Below are 25,790 nucleotides of genomic sequence, written 5' to 3'. Positions count from 1 at the left end.
CCTGACCATCCGCAGGTCATCGGGTACGTTTCGATATTACTGAATGCCACTGGATTAAGGAAGAGTCCGCGCATCGGGTATACGCGGGCGCGACAGACCGTCCCAGCCGGCTGAATTCGCACGCGACTCGGCCAGCCTTGGGGCTGCAGCCTCGCAGTCGTTTTCGAATATTTCATCGGGGTCCGGAATTCAGGTGTGCCAGCCTTTCGTCATGCGTGGCGCATGAATCGTGCAGACGCTGCGGCGTTTTGGGGTCAAGGGTGGCCGAATGGGGCGTAACACGTGCGGCGGTCGGTGACAGACGAGCGCTCGCTGGCCAGCCATGGCGCGCCACGCCGCACCGTTCACGGCATCCGGAACGTGCCGTCGACGACCGTCACTGACGGGCCGCCGATCCACGTCTTGCCGGCTGTGTCGTCGTAGTGCACCGAAACGTTGCCGGCGCGGCCCAGCACGGTGCCCTGGCGGGCCGTGTAGTGCGAGCCGGGGCGTAACTGCTGCGCGCTGAGCAGACCCGCTAGCGCGGCGTTCGCGCTGCCCGTGACCGGATCTTCGCCGACGCCGAAGCGACCACCCGCCATCAGGCAGCGCACCTCGAAGGTGGCCGGACCGTCGGCGCCGTGCGGGCCATAAACGGCGAGGCCGTGAGTGTCCAGTGAATGCACGATGTCAGCGAGCGCAGCGGCATCCGGGTCGAGCGCGAGACAGTCGCGCGCTGAATTGACGCGCACTACGAGCCACGGTGCACCATTGTCGACCGCGCAGGGCGTCGCGCTGAAATCGATCGCGTCGCTACGCAAAGCCGTAGCCAGCGCCGCGTACCGATCTTGCGTAAGCGCCGTGATGCGCGCGGGCGGCGCGGCGAATGCCCATCCGTCCTGCGTCTCGCCGGCTGAGCCGGATGCAGTCAGGGCCTGCAATTCAACCAGACCCACGCCGCATTGCTGCATCAGTTTGCCCGACTGCTTCGGTCGATACCCACTTTCAAGCAATGCATGCGCGGTGCCGAGTGTCGGATGACCGGCGAATGGTAATTCGCCATGCGTGGTGAAGATACGCACGCGATAGTCGGCGGCCGGGTCGGTCGGTTTCAACAGGAAGGTGGTTTCGGACAGATTGGTCCAGTGCGCGATGGCCTGCATCTGATCGCCGCTGAGCTCATCGGCGTCGAATACGACCGCGAGCGGATTGCCTTTGAACGGAACCGACGTAAACACGTCGACCTGTTTGAAACGAACGGTGGTGGCGGGCATCGGGCGCGATCCGGCAAATCCGGCAGATGGGTAGGATTCGCGGATTCTATCTGGTGACAAAGGAACGATCCACCTTGCCACAAATGCAAAAACGCGCCGCAGGTGCCAGACACCTCGCGACGCGTTCAATCCACTCAGGAGCGGCCGGCCAGGAAAATCGACGGACGAGCCCGCAGGCCTGCGTTATTCGACTTCGGCGATCAACTCGATTTCGACGCATGCGCCGAGCGGAATCTGCGCCACGCCGAACGCCGAGCGAGCATGCTTGCCGCGCTCGCCGAACACGTCCGCGATCAGTTCCGACGCGCCGTTGGTCACCAGGTGCTGCTCGGTGAATTCGAATGTCGAGTTGACGAGGCTCATCAGCTTGACGATGCGCGTGACGCGGTTCAGATCGCCCACATGCGCGTGCAGCGTGGCAAGCAGGTCGATAGCGATCGAGCGCGCGGCGGCCTTGCCTTCTTCGGTGGTGAGCGTGGCGCCCAGCTTGCCGGCCCACGGCTTGCCGTCCTTCTTCGCGATGTGACCCGACAGGTACACCGTGTTGCCGCTTTGCGCGCTCATCACATAGGCGGCTGCCGGCGCGCCGGCGCTCGGCAGTTCGATGCCCAATTCCTCGAGCTTGTCGTACACATTTGTTTGAGCCATGGTGTGTCCTTAGTCAGTAAGGGAATTCGGTAACCCGGCGGGCGGCCGGGTGCGTTTTGACCTTCGTTAGACCTTCGCGCGGATCAGTGCCGCGAGACGCGCCACGCCTTCGTCGATCTTCGCCGGCGGCACCGTGACGAATGACAGGCGTAGCGTATTGTGCTCGGCTTCGTTCGCGAAGAACGGACCGCCCGGCACGAACGCGACATTCTGCGCGACGGCTTCTTCCAGCAGCTTCATGCTGTCGATTTGCGCGGGCAGATTCACCCACACGAACATGCCGCCTTCCGGACGGTTCCAGCTCACGCCTTCCGGCATGTAGCGTTCGAGCGAGGCGAGCATCGCCGCGCATTGATCGCGGTACAGCTCGCGAATGGTCGGCACGTGAGTGTCGAGGAAGCCGTCCTTGATCACCTCGTACACGATGCGTTGCGTGAAGCTCGGCGTGTGCAGGTCGGTGGCTTGCTTGGCTTGCACGAGCTTGAAGATCAACTCTTCGGGCGCAATGATGTAGCCGACCCGTAGGCCCGGCGCCAGCACTTTCGAGAACGAGCCGAGGTGGACGATGTGATCCGGCGACATCGACAGCATGGTGGGCAGCGGTTCACCCGCGTAGTCGAGTGCGCCGTAGGGATCGTCTTCGATCACCGGGAACGGCGCGGTCTTTGCAAACGCAGCAAGGGCGCGCCGGCGTTCGACCGGCAGGCGGCGGCCCGTCGGATTCTGGAAATTCGGCTGTGCGTACAGGAGGCGTGCGCCGGCCGTCAGCTCGGGCGTGAGCGCCTCGGGAATCAGGCCTTGCTCGTCGGTCGGCACCTGCACGTAGCGCGGCTCGTACATCGAGAACGATTGCAGCGCGCCGAGGTAGGTCGGCGTTTCGACCAGCACGGGGCTGTCCGGACACACCAGCACTTTGCCGAGCAGATCGAGCGCTTGCTGCGAGCCCGTGGTGATCAATACCTGCGACGGGCGAATCTGCGCGCCGTTCACCGAATAGCGTTGGGCGATCCATTCGCGCAGCGGCAGGTAGCCTTCAGTCGCGCTGTATTGCAAAGCCGCGGCGGGTGCGTCGCGCAAAATGCGGTCGGATGCCTCGCGCATGCGTTCGGCCGGGAAGGTTGCCGGCGAGGGCAGGCCGCCCGCGAACGAAATGACTTCGGGCCGTTCCGTGACTTTCAGGATCTCGCGGATCGCTGAGCTCGTGAGCTTGCGTGCGCGTTCGGACAGTTGCCACGTGGGGGCTTTCAAGTCGCTTTGGTCCATGGTCTCCTCTGCTGGTATCTCTGGAACCGGTCAAAACTTCAATTATCGCGCGAGTCGACGACCCGCGCGCGCTGCTTATTTAAGGGTCCGTAGACCGTCGGGTGTTTCAAACTCGGCGACCAGCGCCGCAGCGCCTGCCGTGGGCTCGAGTGCGATCAGGTGCGCCGCGCCCAGCCAGTGCAATTGAGCCGCGATCGTGTCGGCTTGCGGATGCGCAGCTTTCAGCGCTTTTAGTGCAATGCCCGTTTCAGGCAAGACACCAGACGGATGGCGCGGCGTGTCCCACTGGATCAGCGACGGCAGCACGCCGTCGCCCGCGCCGTGCCAGGCGGGGAAGGCGCCGTCGTCAGGCACTGACAGGCCCCACGTGAAATCGCCGCGCGTCATCGGCACGATCGGGGCGATGCGCTCTGGATACTGCGTTTGCCAGACCGTGAGCCGCTTCGGCCGGTCGACTCGGGCAACCCAATGCGACAGGTACGGCCCTTTTTCGAGCCGTGCCTGCGTCGCCGGGTCGTCGAGGGCGAACAGGCGGGCGCGAGGCGCGGCGCCATCCGCGGGTTCCGCGGCCTGAGGATCGATTGCGATCACCTCCAGATACACCTCACCCCACAGATTCAGCAGGCGATTGTGCGTGCGCATCAGCGGATGCGCGCCGCCGCCTTCCGGTGCGACGCCCAGCGTGTCGGCGACGTACTGCGTGCCCTCGTCGAGGGTACGGGCGGAAATCACGAGATGGTCGAGATGGAGCGAATGGGCAGTCATGGCGGATCGGGAAAGCGGTTTCTGCGGTAAGCCGGAACGCGCGCCGGGTGCGGCAGCAGCGTGGCCGGGGTCGTAAGCATAACCGTTTGCCGGGTCGGCGGGCCAGACGGATGGCGTTTGGGCTGGTGTTGCCCGAGCCTGGCCGTGGGCGGTGCATAGCGCCCGGGCCGCTTCATCATCCGCTGCTTATCTTGAATGTAGCCTTCAATGTAGCGGCGCAGACCAGCACAGTAACGGTACAATCGAGTCGATACCGTTCGGTACAGTTGGAGCCCGTCATGTCCGTCCCGCTTGCCCAGATTCCCACCCCGCACGACACGGCGTCGCTGACGCTGGTCGAGCAGCTCGTCCAGTGGGCGCGCCGCCGCATCGAGGAGCGCGTGTTCCGTCCCGGCATGCGCATGCCGTCGATCCGCAAGCTGGCGCTGGACAAGGGCGTATCGCGCTTCACCGTGGTCGAGTCGTACGAGCGGCTGGTGGCGCAGGGTTACCTGGAGTCGCGGCGCGGTTCCGGCTTCTATGTGCGCGAACGGTTGGGCGGTGCGCCAACCGCTGAGATCCGCACGATCGCCGCGGCGGCGCCCGCGCCGGCCACGATCGACGTCGTCTGGCTGCTGCGCAATATGCTGCATACGGGCGCGCGCCCCGAGCGCAGCCCGGGGCTGGGCTATCTGCCGGGGCGCTGGCTCGACGGCGATCTGATCACCAACGCGCTGCGCACGCTTGGCCGGCAAAGCGGCGCGCAGATGCTCGGCATCGGCACGCCGCAGGGCTTTTTGCCGCTGCGCCAGCAGTTGCAGACGCGGCTGGAGGAGCTGGAAATCGGCGCTTCGCCGGATCAGATCGTGATGGTCTCCGGTATTACGCAGGCGATCGACCTGATTTCACGCATCTATGTGAAGTCGGGCGATGCGGTGATCGTCGGCGATCCGGCCTGGTTTCAGATGTTCGGGCGCTTTGCGTCGCAGGGCGCGCACCTCGTCGGCATGCCCTATACGCCGGACGGGCCGGACCTCGACGCGCTCGAGTCGCTGGTGCAGACATGGCGGCCGAAAATGCTGGTGATCAATTCGGTGCTGCAGAACCCCACCGGCACGTCGCTCACGGCCGCGCAGGCGTTCCGCATTCTGCGTCTCGCCGAGGCCTACGATTTCATCGTCGTCGAAGATGATATTTACGGCGATCTCTGCCCGCCGAGCTATCCCGGAACGCGGCTCGCGAGTCTCGACCAGTTGAAGCGCGTGATCTACCTGGGCAGCTTTTCGAAGACGCTCGCGCCGAATTTGCGCGTGGGTTTTATCGCCTGCGCGCCGGAAGTGGCCACGGCCGTCAGCGATCAGAAGATGCTGGTCGGCATGACGAGCCCCGAACTGAACGAGCGCGTGCTCTACAAGATTCTCACCGAGGGCCACTATCGCCGGCATGTCGAGCGGCTGCGCGCGCGGCTCGACGGCGTGCGCGAAAAATCCGTGCGGATGCTCGAGAAGACCGGCCTGAGGCTGTTCCTGACGCCCACGGCGGGCATGTTCCTGTGGGCCGACACGGGAGTCGATGCGAGCGCGCTTGCGGCCGCCGGCCACGAAGACGGCTTTCTGCTGACACCTGGCAGTCTGTTTTCTCCGCAGCAATCGCCGACCACGTGGATGCGCTTCAATATTGCCAACTGCGGCGATCCCGAACTGGCGACGTTCCTGTGCCGCTATCTGGACAGCGTCGCGCGGCGTGCCTCTTGAAACCGCGCCGGCTCGCCCCAACTTACGCCGGCAATGTTCAATCCCATTCGTATTCGTAACAGAGAGGAAGTCCGACCATGGCACAAGAAACCATGAGCTTTCAGGCAGAAGTTAAACAACTTCTGCACCTGATGATCCATTCGCTGTACAGCAACAAGGAAATCTTTCTGCGCGAGCTGATTTCGAATGCGTCAGACGCGGCCGACAAGCTGCGCTTCGAAGCGATCGAAAACAGTGCGTTGTACGAAAACGATTCGAATCTGCGGATTCGCGTGTCGTACGACAAGGCCGCACGCACCATCACGCTCGACGACAACGGCATCGGCATGAGCCGCGATGAAGCGATCGCCAACCTCGGCACCATCGCGCGCTCGGGCACCAAGGAATTCTTCGGCAAGCTCTCCGGCGATCAGCAGAAAGATGCGGCGCTGATCGGCCAGTTCGGCGTGGGCTTTTACTCGGGCTTCATCGTCGCGGACAAGATCACCGTGGAAACGCGCCGTGCCGGCTTGCCGGCTTCGGAAGGCGTGCGCTGGGAAAGCGCGGGCGAGGGCGATTTCGCGGTCGAGCAGATCGAGCGCGCCGCGCGCGGCACGACCATCACGCTGCATCTGCGTGCCGATGAGGATGAACTGCTGTCGTCGCATCGTCTGAAGTCGATCATTCAGAAGTACTCGGACCACGTCGCGCTGCCCATCCTGATGGCGAAGGAAGAGTGGGACGCTGAAAAGAGCGAGATGGTCACGAAGGACGAAGACGAGACCGTCAACCAGGCAAGCGCGCTGTGGACCCGTTCGAAGAACGACATCACTGAAGAGCAGTACAAGCAGTTCTATCAGCATCTCTCGCACGATCATCAGGATCCGCTGACGTGGACGCATAACCGCGTCGAAGGCCGCAGCGAATACACGCAACTGCTGTATGTGCCCACGCACGCGCCGTTCGACATGTTCAACCGCGATCATCGCGGCGGCCTGAAGCTGTACGTGAAGCGCGTGTTCATCATGGACGACGCCGAACAACTGCTGCCCGCGTATCTGCGCTTCGTGAAGGGCGTGGTCGATTCGGCTGATTTGCCGCTGAACGTGTCGCGTGAAATCCTCCAGGAGAGCCGCGATGTAAAGGCGATCCGCGAAGGGGTGACCAAGCGGTCGCTGTCGATGCTCGAGGAATTGGCGAATTCTGAGAACGAAGCCGACAAGGAAAAGTACGCCGGTTTCTGGAAGGAATTCGGCCAGGTGCTGAAGGAAGGCATTGGCGAAGACTTCGCCAATCGCGAGCGTATTGCGAAGCTGGTGCGTTTTGCGTCTACGCACACGGAGACGCCGGAGCAAACGGTTTCGCTCGCCGATTATGTTTCGCGCATGAAGCCCGAGCAGACCAAGATCTACTACGTGACCGCCGATACCTGGCAGGCCGCGACCCACAGCCCGCACCTCGAGGTGTTCCGCAAGAAGGGCGTGGAAGTGCTGTTGCTGACCGACCGCGTCGATGAATGGATGCTCTCGTTCCTGAACGAGTTCGACGGCAAGCGGCTGCAAAGTGTCGCGCGCGGCGATCTCGATCTGGGCGCGCTGAACGACGAGGAAAAGCAGGCGCAGGAGAAGGTCGGCGAAGAGTTCAAGCCGCTCGTCGACAAGATGAAGGAAGCGCTGAAGGACAAGGCCAAGGATGTGCGTCTGACGTTCCGTTTGACCGATTCGCCGTCCTGTCTCGTCGCCGACGACGGCGAAATGAGCGGCTATCTGCAGCGTATGCTGAAGGCGGCGGGTCAGGAAGCGCCGTCGTTCCATCCGATTCTCGAAGTGAATCCGGAGCATGCGCTGGTGAAGGGCTTGCATGCGGATAGCGTGAACTTCGACGACTGGTGCCATCTGCTGTTCGATCAGGCCTTGCTCGCTGAAGGCGGCGCGCTGGAAGATCCGGCTAGCTTCGTGAAGCGGACGAACGCGTTGTTGTTGGCGCGTGAGGCTTGAGTTTTCGAGTTTGAATGGAGCTTGAGTTGAGCCCGGGCCGGCGTTGGTTTGACGCCTGTAGATAAAAAATGCGCTGCTTCGGCAGCGCATTTTTTTTGCCGATTGCTTTCGTGCTCCCGGTACGGTTTCGCACCGGGTTTAAGCGGAGGCAGTGGAGCGCTTTTAACGCACCAGCGCCAGCCCATGCAGATGGCGCACCTGCGACAGCACGGAACCGGCTAGTTCCTTGGCCTCCATGCAGGAATGGTGATCGGCCAGCACCTTGGCCGCGAGACTGCCGATGGCAGTACTGGTTTGCTTCGCCGTGTGATGCTGCGCGAGCGCCGAGCCGGCGAGTTCTTTTTCCAGATGCGAAGCGCTCGCGCGCCGCAAGACGACCGCGGCCAGATGGGCGATGCGGTCTGACGTTTCTTTCGAGTTCGTAGTATTCAAGCCCTTTACTCCTATGTGTTTTTTGTCGATTCAGGCGAAGCTTCTTGCTGGAAAAATTCACCTGAAAATTAATTATGGTTAACTAATTAAAACTCTTCAACAACCATAAATTGAGATTGGTTTATGAGATGTAAAAGCGCCGATTTATCTTATGCTCACGCGTTCGAAACTCGGAGGTTTAGAGGATTGTTTGCAATCTTTAAGCCGATGAAACACCGAGTCTTATTTCCGCGATGACGCATCCACGCAACCCGCCGTTGCGATTCACGCCTCGCTCACTCCTTGCTCATTTATCGTATCGCTATGTCCGACTCTGCCTTGGCGAATTCCGCCGATCCTATTCATTTGCTGTGGTCCATCCTGCGCGAGCAAGGTTTCGATGCCGCCGCGCGAAGCGCTGTCGAGTTCGTGGCGCAAGGCGTGTCGCCGCAGTTGCACGCGGACTTGTGCGCGAGCGCGGGCCGCTTCGAAGAGGCCTATCACAGCGCGTCGCAAGCGCAGGCTGTGACAAGTGGTGTACGTCATGCCCGGCTGGCGCTCTTTGCCGATGCACTCGGCCATGCCGAGGCCGCGCGGCGCAACAGCGAACGGGCAGTGGTTGCCCAGTCGCATGCCGCGACGATCGACTGGATTGTCGGGTTGATCGATCACTGCGGCGCACATTCGGCAGCGGCGCACATGGTGCGCGCGTATGAGCAGCATGTGCCGCAGGACGCGCGTGCGCCGTGGTGGCTGGCGATTTCGTTGGCAGCGCAAACGGATGCGGGCTCGCGAGCCGAGCGTCGCGAGGCACTGTTGCGGGCCTATGCGCGCGACCCATCAATGCACCCCGCGCTGCCGTTGCAGCTCGTGCTCGCCTTGCGCGAGAGTCGCGATTGGCCCACGGTCGAACGTGTTTGCCGCGAAATGCTGGCACGCAATCCCGCCGATGCGGAAATGGCCTGGCAACTGAGCCACGCGCAATGGCAATGCAACGACGCGGCGGCGGCCGAGGCGACCATGCGTGCCGTCGATGCCGCCGTGCCCGGCAATGCCGACGTGCTGGCCGCGATCGGCATGTATCTCGCCGAACAGGCACGCTACGACGAGAGCGAAGCGGCACTGCATGCCGCGCTCGTGTGCGATCCATCGACGACCCAAGCTGCGGTCGATCTGGCCGACCTGAAACTGCGGCGCGGCGCATGGTCGAGCGGATGGCCGCATTTCGAGGCGCGTTTGACGCGCGACGACCGCGAGTCGAACAATGTGGTCACTTTGATGGCACAGCTGTGCCCGCGCTGGCGAGGTGAACCGCTCGCCGGCAAGACGCTGGTCGTGCACAGCGAGCAGGGCAGTGGCGACGACATCCAGATGGTGCGCTTCGTGCCGGAATTGGCGGCGCGTGTGCGCGATGAGGGCGGCCGCCTGGTGCTTGCGGTGCGCCGCCCATTGCAGCCGCTGTTTGCGCGCTATTACGCGGATTGCGTGTCGATTGAAGAGGGCATGCTCGGTAAACCGCACTATGGCCTGCCGATGATGAGCGTGCTATCCGTTCTTGGCTTGCCGCCTGAACAGGTGCACGGTGCGCCCTACCTGCATGCCGACGCGGCCAAAGTGGCCGCGTGGCGTGAGCATGTCAGCGCGTGCGGCAACGACGCCGCGCTGCATGTCGGCCTGGTGTGGTCGGGCAGCCCGACGCATCGGCGCGACGCAAAGCGCTCCATTCCGCTGGCGGCGCTGGCGCCGATCCTCACTTTATCCAAGGTGGTATTCCATCCGCTGACGCCGGGCCGTCACGCCGACGTGGCGGCCTTGACCGCGCAGGGCCATCGCGTCAGCGATCTGACGGCGCGCTACCAGGCGGGTTTCGACGACGTGGCCGCGCACGTGAGCGCGCTCGATGCCGTGGTGACCATCGACAGCGCGCCGTTGCATCTGGGCGGTGCGTTGGGGCGTCCAGTGATGGCGATGCTCGATCATGTGTCGCATTGGTGCTGGGGAAATGAGGAAATGCAGCCGTGGTACGACTCGGTCGATCTGTTCAGACAGCCTCAGCCGGGGGCGTGGGAGCCGGTGGTGGCGCGCGTGGCGGCCCAATTGCGGGCGATGGCTGGCGCACGATAGTTACGTGAATCGCGAATGGCTGAAACTGGAAGGCGAGTTTATAAGAACGCACACGCAGAACGCACACGCAAAAACGCCCGCATGACGCGGGCGTTTTTACGAGCCAGGCGTCGGATGACGGACGCCTACTTCTTGCCCATCAGCGTATCCATCGTTTCCCCACGCACGAGGATCTCCGTGCGGCGATTCAGTGCGCGACCCTCAGCCGTGTCGTTGCGTGCTACCGGATTGTTATACGCGTTGCCCTTCGTGCGGATTCGATCCTGCGCCACGCCGCGCGCCACCAGCGAGTAACCCACCGCGGTAGCGCGGTCCTCCGAGAGCTTCTGGTTGTATTCCAGCGTGCCCACGTTATCGGTGTATCCCTCCACCACGATCGGCTTCTTGCTGCGCTTGAGCAACGCGGCGGAGCGGTCGATCACCATGGCCGCGTCGCCGCGGACTTCGGATTTGCCGAATTCGAACAGCGCGGCCTCCGGCAGCTTCACCGCCACACCGCCGGCGACGGGGGCCACCTCGATGCCGACCGCCTTGTTCAGCGATGTTTCCGTATCGCGATTGAGCGGCGTCGCGCAACCCGCCATCAGCAGTACCGACATTGCGCATGCTGTTGCGCCCAGGAACGTTCTCATGTTTCTTCTTCTCCTTCTGTATCCGATCAAATGGCGCGCCCTTCGATCGCGGGCGAGCCGACGACTTTGTAAAGCACGAAGGTTGTATCGCGCGTCGCTGGCACAGGAGAATCGGAACACTCTGAAATCGACAATCTGTTTGAGGCGAGTCAGCGTTCAGACAGTTGTCAATGGAACTTCCTGAAGGGGAGATAGGTGAGGGCCAGGTAATGCTCTGACGGCCGCGCCGCTATAATCCGACACCATGTCTATCCGTTTCAATGCCGCCGACGCCCACTGGCGCGTCGCGCCCTTACCCCGCTTTAGCGCCGCTCAGAAAGACTGGTTGACCCGCGGCGGATCGCTGACCGCGCATCTGCGCACACTGGGCGAAGTCACCGTGCGTGTGACGCGTGAAGCCGTCGCGTTGCCGTGGGCCGACGAGCACGCCCCGCTCGGCCTCGTGCCGCGCGCGCCGGTGTGGGTTCGGGAAGTGGTGTTGTCGGTGGACGGTGTGCCCTTCGTCGCTGCGCATAGCATCGCGCCGCTGGCCGCAAGCGTCGGCGTGTGGCAGGCTACGCGGCGATTGCGTACGCGGCCGCTCGCCGAGTTGCTGTATAGCGATAGCAGCGTCGCGCGCTCGTCGCTGGTGAGCCGCAGGTTGACCGCGCGTCATCCGTTGTACCGCTTGGCGGTGCGGGAGATTGACGCAACGCCGCCACATGCGCTGGTCGCGCGCCGCTCGGTGTTCGAGCGCCACGGCGCGCCGTTGATGGTGACCGAGTGCATGTTGCCGGCGCTGTGGGCGCATCTGGCGTCTTCGGCACGGACACCGGCTGCGCGCCCAGCCTCCGCGCAAGTGCCGCAGCGTACCCATGTGCGGGAACATGGCCGGCCGCTCGACCACACGGTGTCGCGCGCCCATGGTGCGCCGCGTGCGGAGCCCGCAGGTCATTTCGAACGGGGGATGCGTGAATCCGGGCACGCGCCGGCATCTGACCATCACGACGAGCACGCTGCGCGTGAATCCACGCACGCACCAGCATCGGACAACAAGGTGAAGCGCTGATGCTGCGCGGCTTTCCCCCAGTCGTCGCGGCGGATACGCATACGCTGATTCTCGGCAGCTTTCCCGGCGAGGCGTCGCTCGCGGCGACTCAGTATTACGCGCATCCGCGCAACCAGTTCTGGCGGCTGCTCGGCGCCGTGCTCGACGAACCGCTTGCCGAACTCGCCTATGAAGAACGTTTGCGCCGCGTGCTCGCGCACGGCATCGGCGTGTGGGACGTGCTCGCCGCCTGCGAGCGCGAAGGCAGTCTCGACGCCGCAATCCGCAACGCCAGCCCCAACGATTTCGCATCGCTGCGCGCCCACGCCCCGCAACTCGCCAAAGTCTGCTTCAACGGCAAGACGGCGGGCCGCTTCGCGCCGGTGATCAGCGAGGCCGGCTACGTCACCCTCGTATTGCCTTCGTCGAGTCCGGCGAATGCTATGCTCTCGTTCGACCAAAAATTGCGTCTCTGGCGAGACATCCTTACATGACGAAATTGATCAAGCGCGCCTCGGCTGAAGCACGTGCATTCCGCAACAAAGACGCTGACGCGGGCGATAACACGCTGAACAAACAGAAAGCCGTGCGCCAAAAAAAGCGCGCGCCGCACGACGACGATCTGCACGACGCGCCGCAAATCGAAGCGCCGCGCAAGCCACGTTTCGCACCGGTCACGTTCTCGGAAGAGGGCGGCGTACGGTTCCTGCATTTCGGCACCGAATGGGTGCAGGGCGCGATGCGTCTGCGCAAGCCGGATCACATCGAACTTGAGTACGCGCAGCAGATGATGGCCTGGCTGCTGTTCATCGAGACGCCCAAACGGATCGTTCAGCTCGGTCTCGGCGCAGCCGCGCTGACCAAATTTGCCTACCGTTTCCTGAAGCGCGCAAAGGTCGAGGCGGTCGAGTTGAATCCGGCTGTGGTGGTGGCGGCACGCACGATGTTTGAACTGCCGCACGACGACGCACGGCTGACCGTGCACGAAATGGATGCATGGGACTTCGTCAACGATCGCGCCAACCATGGCACGATCGGCGCGTTGCAGATCGACGTCTACGATGCCACCGCGCGTGGCCCGGTGCTCGACAGCGTCGGTTTCTACCGGGCGGTGCGCGCATGTCTGACCGACGCGGGCGTGGTGACGGTGAACCTGTTCGGCGATCACCCGAGCTTCGTGCGTAACATGAAGCGTCTGAACGAAGCGTTCGACGGCCGCGTGGTCGCATTGCCGGAAGTTCACGACGGCAACCGCATCGCGATCGCCTTCTCGGGCCCGGCCCTCGAGGTACCGTTCGCGGCGCTGCAAGCACGCGCCAGGCTGATCGAAGCGGAACTCGGTTTGCCGGCGCGCAAGTGGATCAAGGGGCTGCAGGAATCGACCGGCCAGAACGGAAACGCGTTCTCGCTCTGACGAGTGACGAATGACGCGGTCGGCCCGGGCAAGCCGGCTCGACCGTGGCGAGACCCGGACTATGGCGAGACCCAAGGACCGCTGCCGTTGCGTCGACGCGACGGTCGTCGACGCCACAACCCACCGCGCATCACGCAGCCTGGCAACAATGCCCACGAGGGCTCATCGGCGAGCGACACATCAGTGGCCCGGCCCGACACCTGCGGCCACACCAGCATTCCACCTTGCGGCGACACACCGTCCCGCCCACCTCAAAACACCCGCCAACTGGCCTCAAAAGCACGTCCCGCCTCGGGTCGTCCCTGCTTGACCGCACGTTCGCCGCTCCTATACTCTTTCGGAGCTTTCGGGGCGCCCGTGGCCTATCTGCGACGGGGAGATCCACCACCCGTCAACCACGGGCCAACATTTCAATAATAGGGAAGAGGAGACGTCATGGCTCACGACGCCGACGCGAACAAAGCCAGCAAGCACTGGCTCTGGCTGCTGCTGTTGCCCTGGATCGCCATGATCTGGGTGCCGTCATATAACAAGGTCGAACCGCAACTGTTCGATTTTCCGTTCTTCTACTGGTACCAGCTCCTGTGGGTGCTGCTTAGCGCGATCATCACGGCGCTCGTGTACTTCAAGACCAAGACCCGCTCGACGGGCAGCTCGCAAGGGGGCGCACGATAATGAACGCCACCGCAACATTTGTCTTCGTCCTGTTTTTCATTGGCGTCACCATTCTCGGTTTTATCGCGGCCCACTGGCGCAAGGGCGACCTGGCCCATCTGGAAGAGTGGGGCCTCGGCGGCCGGCGCTTCGGCACGGTCGTCACGTGGTTCCTGCTGGGCGGCGACCTGTACACCGCCTACACTTTCATCGCCGTGCCGGCGCTGGTATTCGGTGCGGGCGCAACTGGTTTCTTCGCGTTGCCGTACACGATCCTGATTTATCCGTTCGCGTTCGTCGTGTTTCCGAAACTGTGGAGCATCGCCAAACGTCAGGGCTACGTGACATCGGCTGACTTCGTCTCCGCTCGCTACGGCAGCCGCATGCTGGCGCTGGCGATCGCCGTGACCGGCATCGTCGCGACCATGCCGTACATCGCGTTGCAACTGGTCGGTATCGAAGTGGTGATCGGCGCGCTGGGTTTCGACACCAAGGGCTTCGTCGGCGATCTGCCGCTGATCATCGCATTCGCGATCCTCGCCGCGTACACGTATACGTCGGGCCTGCGCGCACCGGCCATGATCGCGGTCGTCAAGGACGTGCTGATCTATATCGTGATCTTTGCCGCGGTCATTGTGATTCCGCCGCAACTGGGCGGCTTCGGTCACATCTTCAGCGTGGTGCCGCCGGCCAAGCTGCTGCTGAAAGCACCGGACGTATCGAACCTGAACGGCTATAGCGCGTACGCGACGCTTGCGGTCGGTTCGGCGCTCGCGCTGTTCCTGTACCCGCACTCGATCACCGCGGTGTTGTCGTCGAAATCGGGCAATACCATTCGCCGCAACATGGCGATGCTGCCGGCTTACTCGCTGGTGCTCGGCCTGCTCGCCTTGCTCGGCTTCATGGCGCTGGCCGCGGGCGTGAAGGACATGCCGGAATTTGCGCCGTACTTCAAGGCATTCGGCCCGAACTTCGCGGTACCGGCGCTGTTCCTGCACTTCTTCCCGTCGTGGTTCGTGGGCGTGGCGTTCGCGGCGATCGGCATCGGCGCGCTGGTGCCGGCGGCCATCATGTCAATTGCGGCGGCGAACCTCTACACGCGCAACATCCACAAGGAGTTCGTGAACCGCAACATGTCGCATGAGCAGGAGACCAACGTCGCGAAGCTGGTGTCGCTGATCGTCAAGGTCGGCGCGGTCGCGTTCATTCTCGGCCTGCCGTTGACGTACGCGATCCAGCTGCAACTGCTGGGCGGCATCTGGATCATCCAGACGCTGCCGGCCATCGTGCTGGGTCTGTACACGCGCGTGCTCGACTATCGCGGCCTGCTGATCGGCTGGGCGGTCGGTATCGCCACCGGGACCTGGATGGCGATTTCGCTGAAGCTGGCGGGCTCGATCTTCACGATTCACCTGTTCGGCATGGCGATTCCGGGCTACGCGGCGGTGTGGTCGCTGATCGTCAACCTGGTGGTGTCGGTGGTGGTCAGCTTGCTGGTGCGCATGTTCGGCATGCAGCGCGCCGAGGACCGCACCCGTCCGGAAGACTATCTGGACGTGGTCGAAGGCTAGGTCAGCCGTTCCATCTCGCCTTGAGAAGTAACGCCCGCTGACGAAAGTTTGCGGGCGTTTGTCTTTCTGGGCCACTCCAGGGCAGGATAGCGGAACCCACCTTCAAAAGCGTCCCTCGTGCCGCCATGGCTTCTGCCGATTCCCGCACCGTGATTGCCCGCCGTTCGGCCATCAGCCGCATGGTGCGCATGGTCACGTCGCCGTACTATCGCTATCGCCACGCGAAGATGCTGCATAGTCTGCGTGTGGGCTTCGCCATGCTGGTGTCGATTCTCGCGACCACCGGCATCGATATTCCGCACGGCATCTGGTCGTCGGTGACGCTGCTGGTGGTGATCGGCGGCTTGCAGCACCACGGCAATATCCGCAAGAAGGCCGCCGAACGGGCGGCGGGCACGCTGCTGGGCGCATCGATCGGGCTTCTGCTGATTGTGCAGCAGAATCTGCTTGGCTCGCTGCCGCTCACCTATGTGCTGATGTCGATCGTCGCAGCGATTTGCGCATGGTTTGCAATCGGTTCGTCCGGTTACATCGGTCTGCTGACGGCGATCACGATGTGCATCGTCGCGGGGCATGGCGATAATCTGATCGACGTCGGCCTATGGCGCACGCTGAACGTGCTGATCGGCATTGTGATCGCGCTGGCGTTTTCGTTCGCGTTGCCGCTGCACGCCACGTATTCGTGGCGCTATGGCCTCGCCACCAATCTGCGCGAATGCGCGCGAATCTACACCCGTTTGCTGGAAGGCGAGACGGTCACCGACGAAGAGCAGGTCAAACGCTTCCTCGCGATCAACAAGCGGCTGGTTCAGTTGCGCTCGCTGATGCCCTCGGTGGCCAAAGAGATCGATGTGCCGCTGGCCAGGCTCGATGAGATCCAGCGGCTGCATCGCTCGGTGCTCAGTTCGCTTGAATTGCTGGCAACCGGCTCGCTGATGCGCTCGGACGCGGTGGCGCGCGCTGCATATGCGCAGGAGTGTGGCGCAGAGGTGCACGCCGTGCGCGGCATGCTGCTGGCCATGGCGCGCGCCCTGCGGTTTGGCCGCGTGACGCATTTCGGCATTCCGGCCGCCGCGCCGCTCGCGCAGGCGCACAGCAACATAGCGCTTGAACTGCCGCGCGACTTGCAGGGGCCGTATTGGCTCGGGCAGCGGCTTGCTGAACAGGTGGACCGGTTGCGCGTTTTGCTGCTCGAGACAGAGCCGAACTGGAACATCGAGCGGCATTCGCGGGCGTTGTTGCAGGGGTAGGGCGCGTGACGCGCTCAGGCGTCTGGCAGCGTCACCATCCACGCGAGACCGAAGCGGTCCACCACCATCCCGAAGCCCTTGCTCCAGAAGGTGGCTTGCCAAGGCATCGTCACCGAACCGCCGTCGGCCAGCGCGTTGAAATATTTCTCGCCGGACGCGGCGTCGTCGGCCGTCAGCGAGAGGCTGAAGCCGCTGAACGTGGCCGCGGGATCGCAGTGGCCGTCGGAGGCCATCCAGTTGGTCGAGCCGAGCTTGATCGTGGCGTGCATGATCTTTTCTTCCAGTCCGGGGCGCGGCTGGTTCTGCGGGTCGGGGTTGGGCGGCGCGTCCTTGTAGCGCATCATCAGCAACACCTCGGCGCCGAGTTTCTCGGTGTAGTACTTGAGCGCTTCTTCACAGCGGCCGTTGAAAAATACGTAAGGCTGAACGTACATGATCGTCTCCTGGAATTAGGGGCAGCGGCGCCGCGTTTCTTCGGCAAAGGGCAACAAGGAAGCGGGCGTGCAGACGATTGTAGTCGTCCGTTGGGGCAGCAATTGTGACTTTATGTCGTAGGGGTCCGCAGCACGGGCAGCTATTCGGCGCGGGCCTTTAAACGGCACGCGGCCCTGAACCGGCAGGCTCAGGGCCGCGTGCTTGACCGTGCGCTTAGCTAAACAAAAGCCCTTTAACGCAGTGCTTCGATCAGCTTTTCCAGTTTGACGGCGTCGGCGGCAAACGCGCGGATCCCTTCAGCGAGCTTTTCAGTTGCCATGGCTTCGTCGTTGACGAGGAAACGGAACGAGGATTCGTCGACCGGCACGCGCTCGATGTCCGCACCCGTGGAGATCTCCGGCGACAGCTTGCGCTCGACCTTCTCGGTGCTGTCCTGAAGCTTTTGCAGCAGATCCGGGCTGATGGTCAGCAGATCGCAGCCCGCCAGTTCCAGAATCTGGCCCGGCGTGCGGAAGCTTGCGCCCATCACCTCGGTCTTGTAGCCAAACTTCTTGTAGTACGCGTAAATGCGTCGCACCGATTTGACGCCCGGATCGTTGGCGCCGCCGTCTTTTGCTTCGTCCCAGGCACTGCCGGCGTTCTTCTTGTACCAGTCGTAGATACGGCCGACGAACGGCGAGATCAGTTGCGCGCCGGCTTCGGCGCAGGCAGCGGCTTGCGCGAGCGAGAACAGCAGCGTCATATTGCAGTGGATGCCTTCCTTCTGTAGCACTTCAGCGGCGCGGACGCCTTCCCACGTGGAGGCCAGCTTGATCAGCACGCGTTCGCGGCCGATGCCATGCTCTTTGTACAGGGCGATCAGCTCACGGCCCTTGGCGATCGACGCCTCTGTGTCGAACGACAGACGCGCGTCCACCTCGGTCGATACACGGCCCGGGATGATCTTGAGAATTTCGGTGCCGAAGGCGATCAGCAACTGGTCGATGATCGCGGCGACCGGCTTCGACGCGTGCGCTTTCACGGTCTTTTCGAGCAGCGGCTTGTAGTCGTCTTTCTGAACGGCCTTCAGAATCAGCGACGGATTGGTGGTCGCGTCCTGCGGCTTGTACTGGGCAAGCTGCTGGAAGTCGCCCGTATCGGCCACGACGGTGGTGTATTGCTTGAGTTGATCGAGTGCGGTTGTCATGTTCGAGCCTTCATGGCGCGTGTGCGCCGTGGTTCAGGAGAAATGAGATTGCCACCGGACAGAACAGACAGAACCGTTCCGGCGGCCGCGGGTCACGCTACAGCGTCTGCCCGCCATGTTGCCGGGGAAGGTTGGCGGAAGGCGCTGCCGGATGCTTCTATTCTATGGCGGATCGCCTGATGCAGTATTGACACTTGCCCCGGGCGATCCGTTCAAACGGATTTTCGGGCGATAGATTGGCTGTTGCGTGGTGCCTCCCAAGATCGCTTTTGGCAATGCCTTGCGAGACCTTTGCCAGCAGCGTCGGGTCCCGCCGTTTTGCGGCCACACAGCAGCACGACAAGGCCACGCCGGCCCACTGCCTCCGGCGGCCGTTTCAGGCGCGCCGGGCGTTCAGCACCACTTGCGTCAGCACGCCCGCCACCAGCCCCCAGAACGCCGAGCCGATCGACAGCAGCGTGAGCCCCGAGGCTGTCACCATGAACGTCACCAGCGCCGCCTCGCGCTGCTTCAAATCCTGCATCGCGTTGGCGAGCCCGCTCATGATCGAGCCGAACAGCGCCAGCGCTGCCACCGATACCACCAGCGCCTTCGGCAAGGCAGCGAACAGCGCGGCGATGGTCGCGCCGAAAATCCCGGCGATCAGATAGAAAATGCCGCACCAGACCGCCGCGGTGTAGCGCTTGTCGCGGTTTTCGTGCGCTTCGGGGCCGGTACAGATCGCCGCGGTAATCGCCGCAAGATTGATGCCGTGCGAGCCGAACGGTGCGAGCAGCAAGGAGGCGATGCCGGTCGTCGAAATCAGCGGCGCGGAGGGCGTGGTGTAGCCGTCCGCGCGCAGCACGGCGATGCCCGGCACGTTCTGCGAGGCCATCGCGACGACGAACAGCGGAATGCCGATGCTGACGCTCGCCGCAACCGAAAACGCCGGCACCGTGAACACCGGATGGGCGAGCGCGACGTGAAAGCGGCTGAAGTCGAGCAGTCCGAGCCCGCCGGCGGCGGCCGTGCCGACGATCAGCGTCGTCACGATCGCATAGCGGGGCGCGAGGCGTTTGACGATCAGGTAGGTGACGAACATCGTCAGCACGAGCGCCGTCTGGAATTGCGCGGCGCGGAAAATCTCGATGCCGATCTCGAACAGAATGCCCGCCAGCAAAGCCGAGGCGATGCCTGCCGGGATTTTCTTCATCAGCGTATCGAACCAGCCGGTCAGGCCGACCACCGTCAGCAGTACCGCGCAGACGATAAACGCGCCGATCGCCTCGGGGTAGGCCACATGCGGCAGCGACGACACCAGCAGCGCCGCACCGGGTGTCGACCATGCAATCACGATCGGCGCGTGAAAACGCAGCGAGAGGCCGATCGTGCACACGGCCATGCCGATCGACAGCGCCCAGATCCACGAAGAAATCTGCGCATCGGTGAGATGCGCGGCCTGGCCGGCCTGGAACATCAGCACGAGCGAGCTGGTATAGCCCGTCATCATCGCGACGAAGCCGGCGACGATCGCCGACAGCGAGGTGTCGGCAATGGGGTTGAAACGCCCGGGCGGCGTGTCGGCAGGGGACAAATCGGGCGCTGAAGACTGACTCATACAGAGGCTTTCTTATAGTTGGAAGGAGTTGGAATGAAAAACGCGAGCGGGTTATTTGCTCAACATGCGCATCGCGGTTTCGAGTCCGGCGAGCGTGAGCGGATACATGCGGTGGCCGAGCACTTCGCGGATCGCGCTGACCGACTGCCGGTACGCCCACAAGCCTTCCGGCTCCGGATTCAGCCACGCGTGATGGGGGAAATGGTCGGCGAGACGGCGCAGCCACACGGCGCCGGCTTCGGCATTGTTGTATTCGACCGAGCCGCCGGGCTGCAGCACTTCGTACGGGCTCATGGTCGCGTCGCCGACGAAGATCAGCTTGTAGTCAGATGTGAACTTGTGCAGCACGTCCCAGGTGGGCATGCGCTCGGCGTGACGGCGGCGGTTGTTTTTCCACAGAAAGTCGTACACGCAGTTGTGGAAGTAATAAAACTCCAGATGCTTGAACTCCGCCTTGGCGGCGGAAAAGAGCTCTTCGGTGCGCTTGATGTGATCGTCCATCGAGCCGCCCACGTCGAGCAGCATCAGCACTTTCACCTTGTTGTGGCGCTCCGGCACCATCTTCAGGTCGAGCCAGCCGGCGTTCGCCGCGGTGCTGCGGATCGTGTCGGGCAGATCGAGCTCTTCGGCGGCCCCTTCGCGGGCGAACCGGCGCAAGCGGCGCAGCGCGACCTTGATATTGCGCGTGCCAATTTCGACCTGGTCGTCGTAATCGCGATAAGCGCGCGCCTCCCACACCTTCACCGCCGTGCGATTGCCCGCCGCGTCGCCGCCGATGCGCACGCCCTCCGGGTTATACCCGCCGTTGCCGAACGGCGAGGTGCCGCCCGTACCGATCCATTTGCTGCCGCCTTCGTGGCGCTCTTTCTGTTCGTCGAACAGTTCCTTCAGGCGCTCCATCAGCTTGTCGAGGCCGCCCATGGCTTCGATCTGCGCTTTTTCTTCCGGCGACAGATCGCGTTGCAGCTTCTTCTTCAGCCAGTCGAGCGGGACGTCGAAGGCCAGCTCCGAGGCTTGCGCGACGCCGTTGAAATACGCCCCGAACGCCTGGTCGAACTTGTCGAAATACTGCTCGTCCTTGACCAGCGTGATGCGCGCGAGATAGTAGAACTCGTCGAGCGACGGTGCAATCACATTGGCTTTCAGCGCCTCGAGCAGCGTCAGGTATTCCTTCACCGACACCGGCAGTTTGGCGGCGCGCAGCGAGTAGAAGAAGTCGATCAGCATGCTGTGTCCTCGGCGGCCGGTCGATCAGCGGTTGTTGCGGTTCATGAAGATCAGCCGCTCGAACAGGCTCACGTCCTGTTCGTTCTTCAGGAGCGCGCCGTGCAGCGGCGGGATGATCTGCTTCTGGTCGGACGAGCGCAGCGCTTCGGGCGGAATATCTTCCGCGAGCAGCAGCTTCAGCCAGTCGAGCAGTTCCGAGGTGGACGGTTTCTTCTTCAGACCGGCGACGTTGCGCAACTCGAAGAAGCTCTGCATCGCCGCGGCGAGCAGTTCCTTCTTGATGCCGGGGTAGTGCACCTCGACGATCTGCTGCATCGTCACCGGCTCGGGGAATTTGATGTAGTGGAAGAAGCATCGGCGCAGGAAGGCGTCGGGCAGCTCCTTCTCATTGTTCGACGTGATGATCACAAGCGGGCGCTGTTTCGCGCGGATCAGCTCGTGGGTCTCGTAGACGTAGAACTCCATGCGGTCGAGCTCGCGCAGCAGGTCGTTCGGGAATTCGATGTCGGCCTTGTCGATTTCGTCGATCAGCAGCACCGTTTGCTCGTCGGACTCGAATGCCTGCCACAGCACGCCCTTGACGATGTAATTGCGGATGTCCTTGACGCGCTCGTCGCCGAGCTGCGAATCGCGTAGACGCGACACCGCGTCGTACTCGTACAGGCCTTGCTGGGCCTTGGTGGTGGACTTGATATGCCACTGCAGCAGCGGCATGCCGAGCGCGGCGGCGACCTCTTCCGCGAGCATGGTTTTGCCCGTGCCGGGTTCGCCCTTGATCAGCAACGGGCGCTTCAGCGTCATCGCGGCGTTGACCGCGAGCTTGAGGTCGTCGGTGGCGACGTACTGCGATGAGCCTTCAAAACGCATGGCGAGATGCTCTTTTTGAGAAAAAACCCAGTATAAGTCAGAAGGCCTGTTGGCCTGAAACGGGCTCGCGTAAGGTGTGACCCGCGGTGTCGGACGCTGCAGTTGGCGCCCATCGGGCGTTTGCGAGCGCCCTGCACGCTTGCCCGGCGCACCCGGTGGGCGGGTGCGCCGGGTGGCGTGGGCACAGCCGGCCAGATTGCGCGGTAAGCGCCAGGCGACGTGGGCGAGACGCGGCGGGGCAGAATGGCGCTAGCCGTGGCTTTGCGCCGCCCGGAGGCGCCGCGGCCCCGCGCGGTGGACGTTTGGCGCGGCGGCGCGGTACAATTAGCCCGATTTTTTTGGCCTGCGTGGCTACCCTATAAGAAGAACGGCGCGGGCCGTTGCCTTTTTGGGCGCCCGTTCCCCTCAAGCCAGGTTACATGCTATGAATAAATTCGTTGGCAAACACGTCGTGATCGTAGCGCTGTCGGTGTTCGCGGGCTATGCGGCCAGTGCGCAGGCAGCGGATGTCGTCGGCAACGCGAAGGCGGGCCAAGGCAAGGTCGCGATGTGTATTGGCTGCCACGGCATTCCTGAATACCGCACGGCTTACCCTGAGGTCTACCGCGTGCCCATGCTCGGCGGCCAGAATCGGGCGTACCTCGAGAACGCCCTGCGCGGCTACAAGAAGGGCGACCGCCATTTCGAAACGATGCGCGCAATCACCGCGTCGCTGTCGGATCAGGACATCGCCGATATCGCTGCCTACTACGCAGCGCAAAATTCCTCTTCGAAGAGCAATCCCGACAAGTGATCGGCTGCGGTCATCCATCCGGTCACTCGGCTATTTATATTCGCGGGATAGGAGAATTCATGAATAAGCCCCAACAGGCACTCCACACGGTGTTCAAGGCTGCATGCGCGTCGGCGGCAGTCATCGGTCTGGTTGTAGCGAATGTCGCGCACGCCGCTGATGCCGGCAACGGTAAGGTGCTGGCCAACAACCACAACTGCGCGGCTTGCCACGGCGTCAACCTGAACAACCCAGTGAGCCCGGAATATCCGAAGCTCGCAGGTCAGCATTCCGACTATGTCTACTGGGCGCTGCGCCAGTACCAGATGGGCAACGGCAACCCGCACCTCGGTCGCAATAACGCGATCATGCAGGCGCAGGTGCAAAGCCTGTCGCCAAGTGACATGAAAGACATCGCGGCGTACGTCGAATCGCTGAACGGCGATCTGGTGCAGAAGAAGTAACAGCGTCGCGCTGTTTTTGCGTTGCTTTCAGATTGAACAACACCCCGCTTCGGCGGGGTGTTGTGCTTTCAGGGCTCAGTCCCGGGTGGCGCGCCGCTCGATGCGCTGCAAATACGCGTCCGTGTCCGGCGGCGTGCCGGTGCGTTGTGCTTCCCAGATGGTTTCGCCGAGGCAGTCCATGATCGCGTGCTGGGCCTCGTGGGTCGAGCCGAGACGGGCGGCGAGCCGCTCGTGCGCCGCGCGGATGCCCGGCGGCTGGTCGATCGACAACTGTTCGGTAATCGCCAGATGCATCGACAGGTGCAGAAACGGGTTGGTCTGGCCGCGTTCGGGCGAATAGTCCTGAGCCTGGGCGGCTTCCGTGCTGGTTAGATCGGCGTGATATTCCGGATGCTCGACGATCCAGTCGGCGGCGATCGCTTCGAGCGGCGTCAGAATCTCGCCTTGACGCTGCTTGCGCCAGGTGTCGGTGAAAAATTGACGGACTTCGTCGCGGCTGGGATTGAACATCGTGGGAAGGGTGCGGTAAGTGTGGGGCGGGTTCGAAGGGGGTGATTTTACGCCGGGGCGGGGTGGCTTGCTGGCGGCGCCTCAGCGCGTGCCGCAGTGGACCGAAGGGCAACCGAGGCCGCGGTGTATCTGGAGGATGCGACGTAGGCGATGCACGCGAACGCCGCAGTGATGCGGCGTCCTCCCCGCCCGCCGAACCCGTGCCGCTCTCAGAGGTCGGGCGGCGGCGTCTTGGGCCTGAATTCGCACAGTGGCTCGATCACGCAATGCCAGCATTCCGGGCGGCGCGCTTTACACACATAGCGGCCATGCAGGATCAACCAGTGGTGCGCATCCTGCTTGAACTCGGCGGGCGTGAATTTCTCCAGCGCCGCTTCGACTGCCCGCACGTCTTTGCCGGGCGCGAGCCCAGTTCGATTCGCAACCCGAAAGATGTGGGTGTCGACGGCGATGGTCGGATGACCGAACGCCGTGTTCAGAATCACGTTCGCCGTTTTGCGGCCGACCCCCGGCAAGCTTTCGAGCGCTTCACGATCCTCCGGCACTTCGCCGCCGTACTGGTCGAGCAGAATGCGGCAGGTTGCGATCACATTCTTCGCCTTGGTCCGATACAGGCCGATCGTCTTGATGTAGCCGACCACCCCTTCTTCGCCGAGATCGAACACTTTCTGCGGCGTGTTCGCGACGGGAAACATCTTGCGCATCGCCTTGTTCACCGAGACGTCGGTGGCCTGCGCCGACAGCAGCACGGCAATCAGCAGTTCGAACGGTGTGGTGTACTCGAGTTCGGTGGTGGGATGCGGGTTGAGACTCTGAAGCGTCTCGTAGATGGCGCGGCGTTTGTTCGCGTTCATGCGCGGCGTGGAGTGACAGGTTATGGCTTCGTGGGTGGGGTATCGGCGTCGTTTTCGGCGAGTCCGAGACGGCGGCGGCGTGCTTCGGCGGCGTCGATCTGCGCCTGTACGTCGGCGCTGACGCGTTCCGTGTTCTGCGGGCCCTGGCCTTTCGCGGCCAGCTCCTGCTTCTTCTGACGCGCACGTTCGAGCGCGGCCTGGATGATCGCGCGTTTTTTCGCTTCGGCGTCGTCCGCGGCAGGCGCGGCGGAGCTTGCCGAGGCATCGGCTTGCGTCACTTGAGCGGGCGGGTTGCTAACCGCTCGCCGCGCCGCAGCACGTGCTTCGGCAGCTTCGCGCTCACGGGCGAGACGCGCTTCCCGCCGGTCGTGGCGCTCGCGTGCGGCGTCGGCCTGGCTCTGGCTCCATGCGTCCCAGCCGGTTGCCTCACCCGTGACTGGCGGCAGCGCGATGCAGTCGACCGGGCAGGGGGGCACACACAGGTCGCATCCGGTACAGAGTTCGGCGATCACCGTATGCATCTGTTTCGGTGCACCAACTATTGCATCGACCGGACAGGCTTGCATGCACAGCGTGCAGCCGATGCAAACTTGTTCGTCGATAACCGCCAGCGGACGCGGCCGTTCGACACCGTTGGCGGAATTGAGCGGGATCACCGGTTTGCCGAGCAGTGCGGCGAGGCGGGCGATACCTTCGGCGCCGCCCGGCGGGCACTGGTTGTAGTTAGCCTCGCCGTGGGCGATGGCTTCGGCATACGGACGGCACGCCGGATAACCACACTTGGTGCATTGCGTTTGGGGCAGCAGATCTTCGATGCGGTCTGCGAGTATTCTGAATTCAATCACGGTCACGACATGGGGGCTTGCTTCGTGGCCGCACAACTCGCCGAACGCGGCTTAGGGAAAACACGCGGCAGGCTGGGGCAACACAAAAGCGCGGCGAAAAAAGAGCAAAAAACGCAGCGACAACACGCGCCGATATAGGCAAATACAGACACGAATAGAGGCGCGATTGGCGTCACGATTGGCGACGTGTGGAACTAAGCGCTTCGCCTAAACTAAATAGCACATTATCGCCGATTTCCCCGATTGCCATCCGCAATCCATGTGCCATAATCGAAGCGCTTTTTCGAATGACCGCAGAAGGGTATTCCCGCA

25 protein-coding genes are annotated in these 25,790 nt (G+C 63.1%); 11 read left to right on the top strand and 14 right to left on the bottom strand.

Translation table 11 applies throughout. The features are described from left to right. Positions 1-344: 344 nt before the first annotated feature. From PQR53_RS11265 to PQR53_RS11250, 4 genes are all read right to left on the bottom strand, one after another. Entirely contained in the window at positions 345-1,253 is a 909-nt protein-coding gene (locus PQR53_RS11265; protein WP_408453179.1) for a PhzF family phenazine biosynthesis protein, read from the bottom strand. 183 nt (positions 1,254-1,436) lie between these two features. Further along, complete coding sequence (locus PQR53_RS11260) at positions 1,437-1,901, bottom strand: RidA family protein (RefSeq protein WP_408453177.1); 465 nt, start codon at positions 1,899-1,901, stop codon at positions 1,437-1,439. Positions 1,902-1,967: 66 nt separating this feature from the next. Continuing rightward, positions 1,968-3,164: an aminotransferase-like domain-containing protein gene (locus PQR53_RS11255; protein ID WP_408453174.1), complete on the bottom strand. Its 1,197-nt coding sequence runs from the start codon at positions 3,162-3,164 to the stop codon at positions 1,968-1,970. Positions 3,165-3,239: 75 nt separating this feature from the next. Next, positions 3,240-3,929, bottom strand: coding sequence for a VOC family protein (locus PQR53_RS11250; RefSeq protein WP_408453171.1), 690 nt, complete (start codon positions 3,927-3,929; stop codon positions 3,240-3,242). 278 nt (positions 3,930-4,207) lie between these two features. Here PQR53_RS11250 and PQR53_RS11245 point away from each other — a divergent pair, with 278 nt between their 5' ends. Then, positions 4,208-5,662: an aminotransferase-like domain-containing protein gene (locus PQR53_RS11245; RefSeq protein ID WP_408453168.1), complete on the top strand. Its 1,455-nt coding sequence runs from the start codon at positions 4,208-4,210 to the stop codon at positions 5,660-5,662. Positions 5,663-5,739: 77 nt separating this feature from the next. Then, the gene (htpG, locus tag PQR53_RS11240; protein WP_408453165.1) at positions 5,740-7,638 is read left to right on the top strand and encodes a molecular chaperone HtpG; all 1,899 of its coding nucleotides are present in this window, start codon (positions 5,740-5,742) and stop codon (positions 7,636-7,638) included. A 162-nt stretch (positions 7,639-7,800) separates the two neighbouring features. On the opposite strand, the gene PQR53_RS11235 is transcribed toward htpG, so the two are convergent. Beyond that, entirely contained in the window at positions 7,801-8,070 is a 270-nt protein-coding gene (locus PQR53_RS11235) for a hypothetical protein (RefSeq protein WP_408453162.1), read from the bottom strand. Between the two features lie 303 nt (positions 8,071-8,373). Here PQR53_RS11235 and PQR53_RS11230 point away from each other — a divergent pair, with 303 nt between their 5' ends. Further along, positions 8,374-10,173 (top strand): hypothetical protein, encoded by a 1,800-nt coding sequence (locus PQR53_RS11230; protein WP_408453160.1) that lies wholly within the window; start codon positions 8,374-8,376, stop codon positions 10,171-10,173. A gap of 125 nt (positions 10,174-10,298) precedes the next feature. Here the strand turns inward: PQR53_RS11230 and PQR53_RS11225 are convergent, their stop codons facing one another. Then, on the bottom strand, positions 10,299-10,805 hold the full coding sequence (locus PQR53_RS11225; protein ID WP_408453157.1) for an OmpA family protein: 507 nt from the start codon (positions 10,803-10,805) through the stop codon (positions 10,299-10,301). A gap of 244 nt (positions 10,806-11,049) precedes the next feature. Here PQR53_RS11225 and PQR53_RS11220 point away from each other — a divergent pair, with 244 nt between their 5' ends. From PQR53_RS11220 to PQR53_RS11195, 6 genes are all read left to right on the top strand, one after another. Further along, positions 11,050-11,853 carry a chorismate--pyruvate lyase family protein gene (locus tag PQR53_RS11220; protein WP_408453154.1) on the top strand — a complete coding sequence of 268 codons (804 nt, stop codon included), beginning with the start codon at positions 11,050-11,052 and terminating at the stop codon, positions 11,851-11,853. After that, on the top strand, positions 11,853-12,326 hold the full coding sequence (locus PQR53_RS11215; RefSeq protein WP_408453151.1) for a DNA-deoxyinosine glycosylase: 474 nt from the start codon (positions 11,853-11,855) through the stop codon (positions 12,324-12,326). The genes PQR53_RS11220 and PQR53_RS11215 overlap by 1 nt, the downstream gene beginning before the upstream one ends. Then, complete coding sequence (locus PQR53_RS11210; RefSeq protein ID WP_408453148.1) at positions 12,323-13,246, top strand: class I SAM-dependent methyltransferase; 924 nt, start codon at positions 12,323-12,325, stop codon at positions 13,244-13,246. Before PQR53_RS11215 ends, PQR53_RS11210 begins: the two co-directional genes overlap by 4 nt. A 435-nt stretch (positions 13,247-13,681) precedes the next feature. Further along, complete coding sequence (locus PQR53_RS11205) at positions 13,682-13,921, top strand: DUF3311 domain-containing protein (protein WP_408453145.1); 240 nt, start codon at positions 13,682-13,684, stop codon at positions 13,919-13,921. Next, positions 13,921-15,471, top strand: coding sequence for a monocarboxylate uptake permease MctP (gene mctP, locus PQR53_RS11200; protein ID WP_408453142.1), 1,551 nt, complete (start codon positions 13,921-13,923; stop codon positions 15,469-15,471). The genes PQR53_RS11205 and mctP overlap by 1 nt, the downstream gene beginning before the upstream one ends. A gap of 125 nt (positions 15,472-15,596) precedes the next feature. Then, positions 15,597-16,721, top strand: a complete 1,125-nt coding sequence (locus tag PQR53_RS11195) for an FUSC family protein (protein ID WP_408453139.1) — start codon at positions 15,597-15,599, stop codon at positions 16,719-16,721. 14 nt (positions 16,722-16,735) lie between these two features. Here the strand turns inward: PQR53_RS11195 and PQR53_RS11190 are convergent, their stop codons facing one another. The 5 genes from PQR53_RS11190 to PQR53_RS11170 form a co-directional block, all read right to left on the bottom strand. Beyond that, the gene (locus PQR53_RS11190) at positions 16,736-17,155 is read right to left on the bottom strand and encodes a VOC family protein (protein ID WP_408453136.1); all 420 of its coding nucleotides are present in this window, start codon (positions 17,153-17,155) and stop codon (positions 16,736-16,738) included. 233 nt (positions 17,156-17,388) lie between these two features. After that, positions 17,389-18,342: a transaldolase gene (gene tal, locus PQR53_RS11185; protein ID WP_408453134.1), complete on the bottom strand. Its 954-nt coding sequence runs from the start codon at positions 18,340-18,342 to the stop codon at positions 17,389-17,391. A gap of 376 nt (positions 18,343-18,718) precedes the next feature. Continuing rightward, positions 18,719-19,939 carry a benzoate/H(+) symporter BenE family transporter gene (locus PQR53_RS11180; protein ID WP_408453131.1) on the bottom strand — a complete coding sequence of 407 codons (1,221 nt, stop codon included), beginning with the start codon at positions 19,937-19,939 and terminating at the stop codon, positions 18,719-18,721. Between the two features lie 51 nt (positions 19,940-19,990). Next, a complete protein-coding gene (locus PQR53_RS11175; RefSeq protein ID WP_323047745.1) occupies positions 19,991-21,166 on the bottom strand; it encodes a vWA domain-containing protein in 1,176 nt (391 codons plus the stop codon). Positions 21,167-21,190: 24 nt separating this feature from the next. Beyond that, the gene (locus tag PQR53_RS11170; RefSeq protein WP_370710504.1) at positions 21,191-22,033 is read right to left on the bottom strand and encodes an AAA family ATPase; all 843 of its coding nucleotides are present in this window, start codon (positions 22,031-22,033) and stop codon (positions 21,191-21,193) included. Between the two features lie 424 nt (positions 22,034-22,457). Between PQR53_RS11170 and PQR53_RS11165 the strand changes: the two genes are divergently transcribed. Both PQR53_RS11165 and PQR53_RS11160 read left to right on the top strand, forming a co-directional pair. Then, positions 22,458-22,826, top strand: coding sequence for a c-type cytochrome (locus PQR53_RS11165; protein ID WP_408453127.1), 369 nt, complete (start codon positions 22,458-22,460; stop codon positions 22,824-22,826). A 59-nt stretch (positions 22,827-22,885) separates the two neighbouring features. Beyond that, positions 22,886-23,269 (top strand): c-type cytochrome, encoded by a 384-nt coding sequence (locus PQR53_RS11160; RefSeq protein WP_408453125.1) that lies wholly within the window; start codon positions 22,886-22,888, stop codon positions 23,267-23,269. Positions 23,270-23,344: 75 nt separating this feature from the next. Here PQR53_RS11160 and PQR53_RS11155 read toward each other — a convergent pair whose 3' ends face one another. From PQR53_RS11155 to rsxB, 3 genes are all read right to left on the bottom strand, one after another. Next, positions 23,345-23,779 (bottom strand): DUF1841 family protein, encoded by a 435-nt coding sequence (locus tag PQR53_RS11155; protein ID WP_408453122.1) that lies wholly within the window; start codon positions 23,777-23,779, stop codon positions 23,345-23,347. A gap of 209 nt (positions 23,780-23,988) precedes the next feature. Beyond that, a complete protein-coding gene (gene nth, locus PQR53_RS11150) occupies positions 23,989-24,633 on the bottom strand; it encodes an endonuclease III (protein ID WP_408453119.1) in 645 nt (214 codons plus the stop codon). Between the two features lie 20 nt (positions 24,634-24,653). After that, entirely contained in the window at positions 24,654-25,484 is an 831-nt protein-coding gene (rsxB, locus tag PQR53_RS11145; protein ID WP_408453117.1) for an electron transport complex subunit RsxB, read from the bottom strand. Positions 25,485-25,790 lie beyond the last annotated feature (306 nt).

This window comes from Paraburkholderia fungorum, assembly GCF_046027605.1.
Lineage (GTDB): Bacteria > Pseudomonadota > Gammaproteobacteria > Burkholderiales > Burkholderiaceae > Paraburkholderia > Paraburkholderia fungorum_F.
The sequence above is the reverse complement of the archived record's forward strand: the minus strand, read 5'-3'. Positions and strand labels throughout refer to the sequence as shown.

Coding starts and splice junctions, on each gene's coding strand:
- PQR53_RS11265 (WP_408453179.1), bottom strand. CDS start 1,253: ATGCCCGCCACCACCGTTCGTTTCAAACAGGTCGACGTGTTTACGTCG.
- PQR53_RS11260 (WP_408453177.1), bottom strand. CDS start 1,901: ATGGCTCAAACAAATGTGTACGACAAGCTCGAGGAATTGGGCATCGAA.
- PQR53_RS11255 (WP_408453174.1), bottom strand. CDS start 3,164: ATGGACCAAAGCGACTTGAAAGCCCCCACGTGGCAACTGTCCGAACGC.
- PQR53_RS11250 (WP_408453171.1), bottom strand. CDS start 3,929: ATGACTGCCCATTCGCTCCATCTCGACCATCTCGTGATTTCCGCCCGT.
- PQR53_RS11245 (WP_408453168.1), top strand. CDS start 4,208: ATGTCCGTCCCGCTTGCCCAGATTCCCACCCCGCACGACACGGCGTCG.
- htpG (WP_408453165.1), top strand. CDS start 5,740: ATGGCACAAGAAACCATGAGCTTTCAGGCAGAAGTTAAACAACTTCTG.
- PQR53_RS11230 (WP_408453160.1), top strand. CDS start 8,374: ATGTCCGACTCTGCCTTGGCGAATTCCGCCGATCCTATTCATTTGCTG.
- PQR53_RS11225 (WP_408453157.1), bottom strand. CDS start 10,805: ATGAGAACGTTCCTGGGCGCAACAGCATGCGCAATGTCGGTACTGCTG.
- PQR53_RS11220 (WP_408453154.1), top strand. CDS start 11,050: ATGTCTATCCGTTTCAATGCCGCCGACGCCCACTGGCGCGTCGCGCCC.
- PQR53_RS11215 (WP_408453151.1), top strand. CDS start 11,853: ATGCTGCGCGGCTTTCCCCCAGTCGTCGCGGCGGATACGCATACGCTG.
- PQR53_RS11210 (WP_408453148.1), top strand. CDS start 12,323: ATGACGAAATTGATCAAGCGCGCCTCGGCTGAAGCACGTGCATTCCGC.
- PQR53_RS11205 (WP_408453145.1), top strand. CDS start 13,682: ATGGCTCACGACGCCGACGCGAACAAAGCCAGCAAGCACTGGCTCTGG.
- mctP (WP_408453142.1), top strand. CDS start 13,921: ATGAACGCCACCGCAACATTTGTCTTCGTCCTGTTTTTCATTGGCGTC.
- PQR53_RS11195 (WP_408453139.1), top strand. CDS start 15,597: ATGGCTTCTGCCGATTCCCGCACCGTGATTGCCCGCCGTTCGGCCATC.
- PQR53_RS11190 (WP_408453136.1), bottom strand. CDS start 17,155: ATGTACGTTCAGCCTTACGTATTTTTCAACGGCCGCTGTGAAGAAGCG.
- tal (WP_408453134.1), bottom strand. CDS start 18,342: ATGACAACCGCACTCGATCAACTCAAGCAATACACCACCGTCGTGGCC.
- PQR53_RS11180 (WP_408453131.1), bottom strand. CDS start 19,939: ATGAGTCAGTCTTCAGCGCCCGATTTGTCCCCTGCCGACACGCCGCCC.
- PQR53_RS11175 (WP_323047745.1), bottom strand. CDS start 21,166: ATGCTGATCGACTTCTTCTACTCGCTGCGCGCCGCCAAACTGCCGGTG.
- PQR53_RS11170 (WP_370710504.1), bottom strand. CDS start 22,033: ATGCGTTTTGAAGGCTCATCGCAGTACGTCGCCACCGACGACCTCAAG.
- PQR53_RS11165 (WP_408453127.1), top strand. CDS start 22,458: ATGAATAAATTCGTTGGCAAACACGTCGTGATCGTAGCGCTGTCGGTG.
- PQR53_RS11160 (WP_408453125.1), top strand. CDS start 22,886: ATGAATAAGCCCCAACAGGCACTCCACACGGTGTTCAAGGCTGCATGC.
- PQR53_RS11155 (WP_408453122.1), bottom strand. CDS start 23,779: ATGTTCAATCCCAGCCGCGACGAAGTCCGTCAATTTTTCACCGACACC.
- nth (WP_408453119.1), bottom strand. CDS start 24,633: ATGAACGCGAACAAACGCCGCGCCATCTACGAGACGCTTCAGAGTCTC.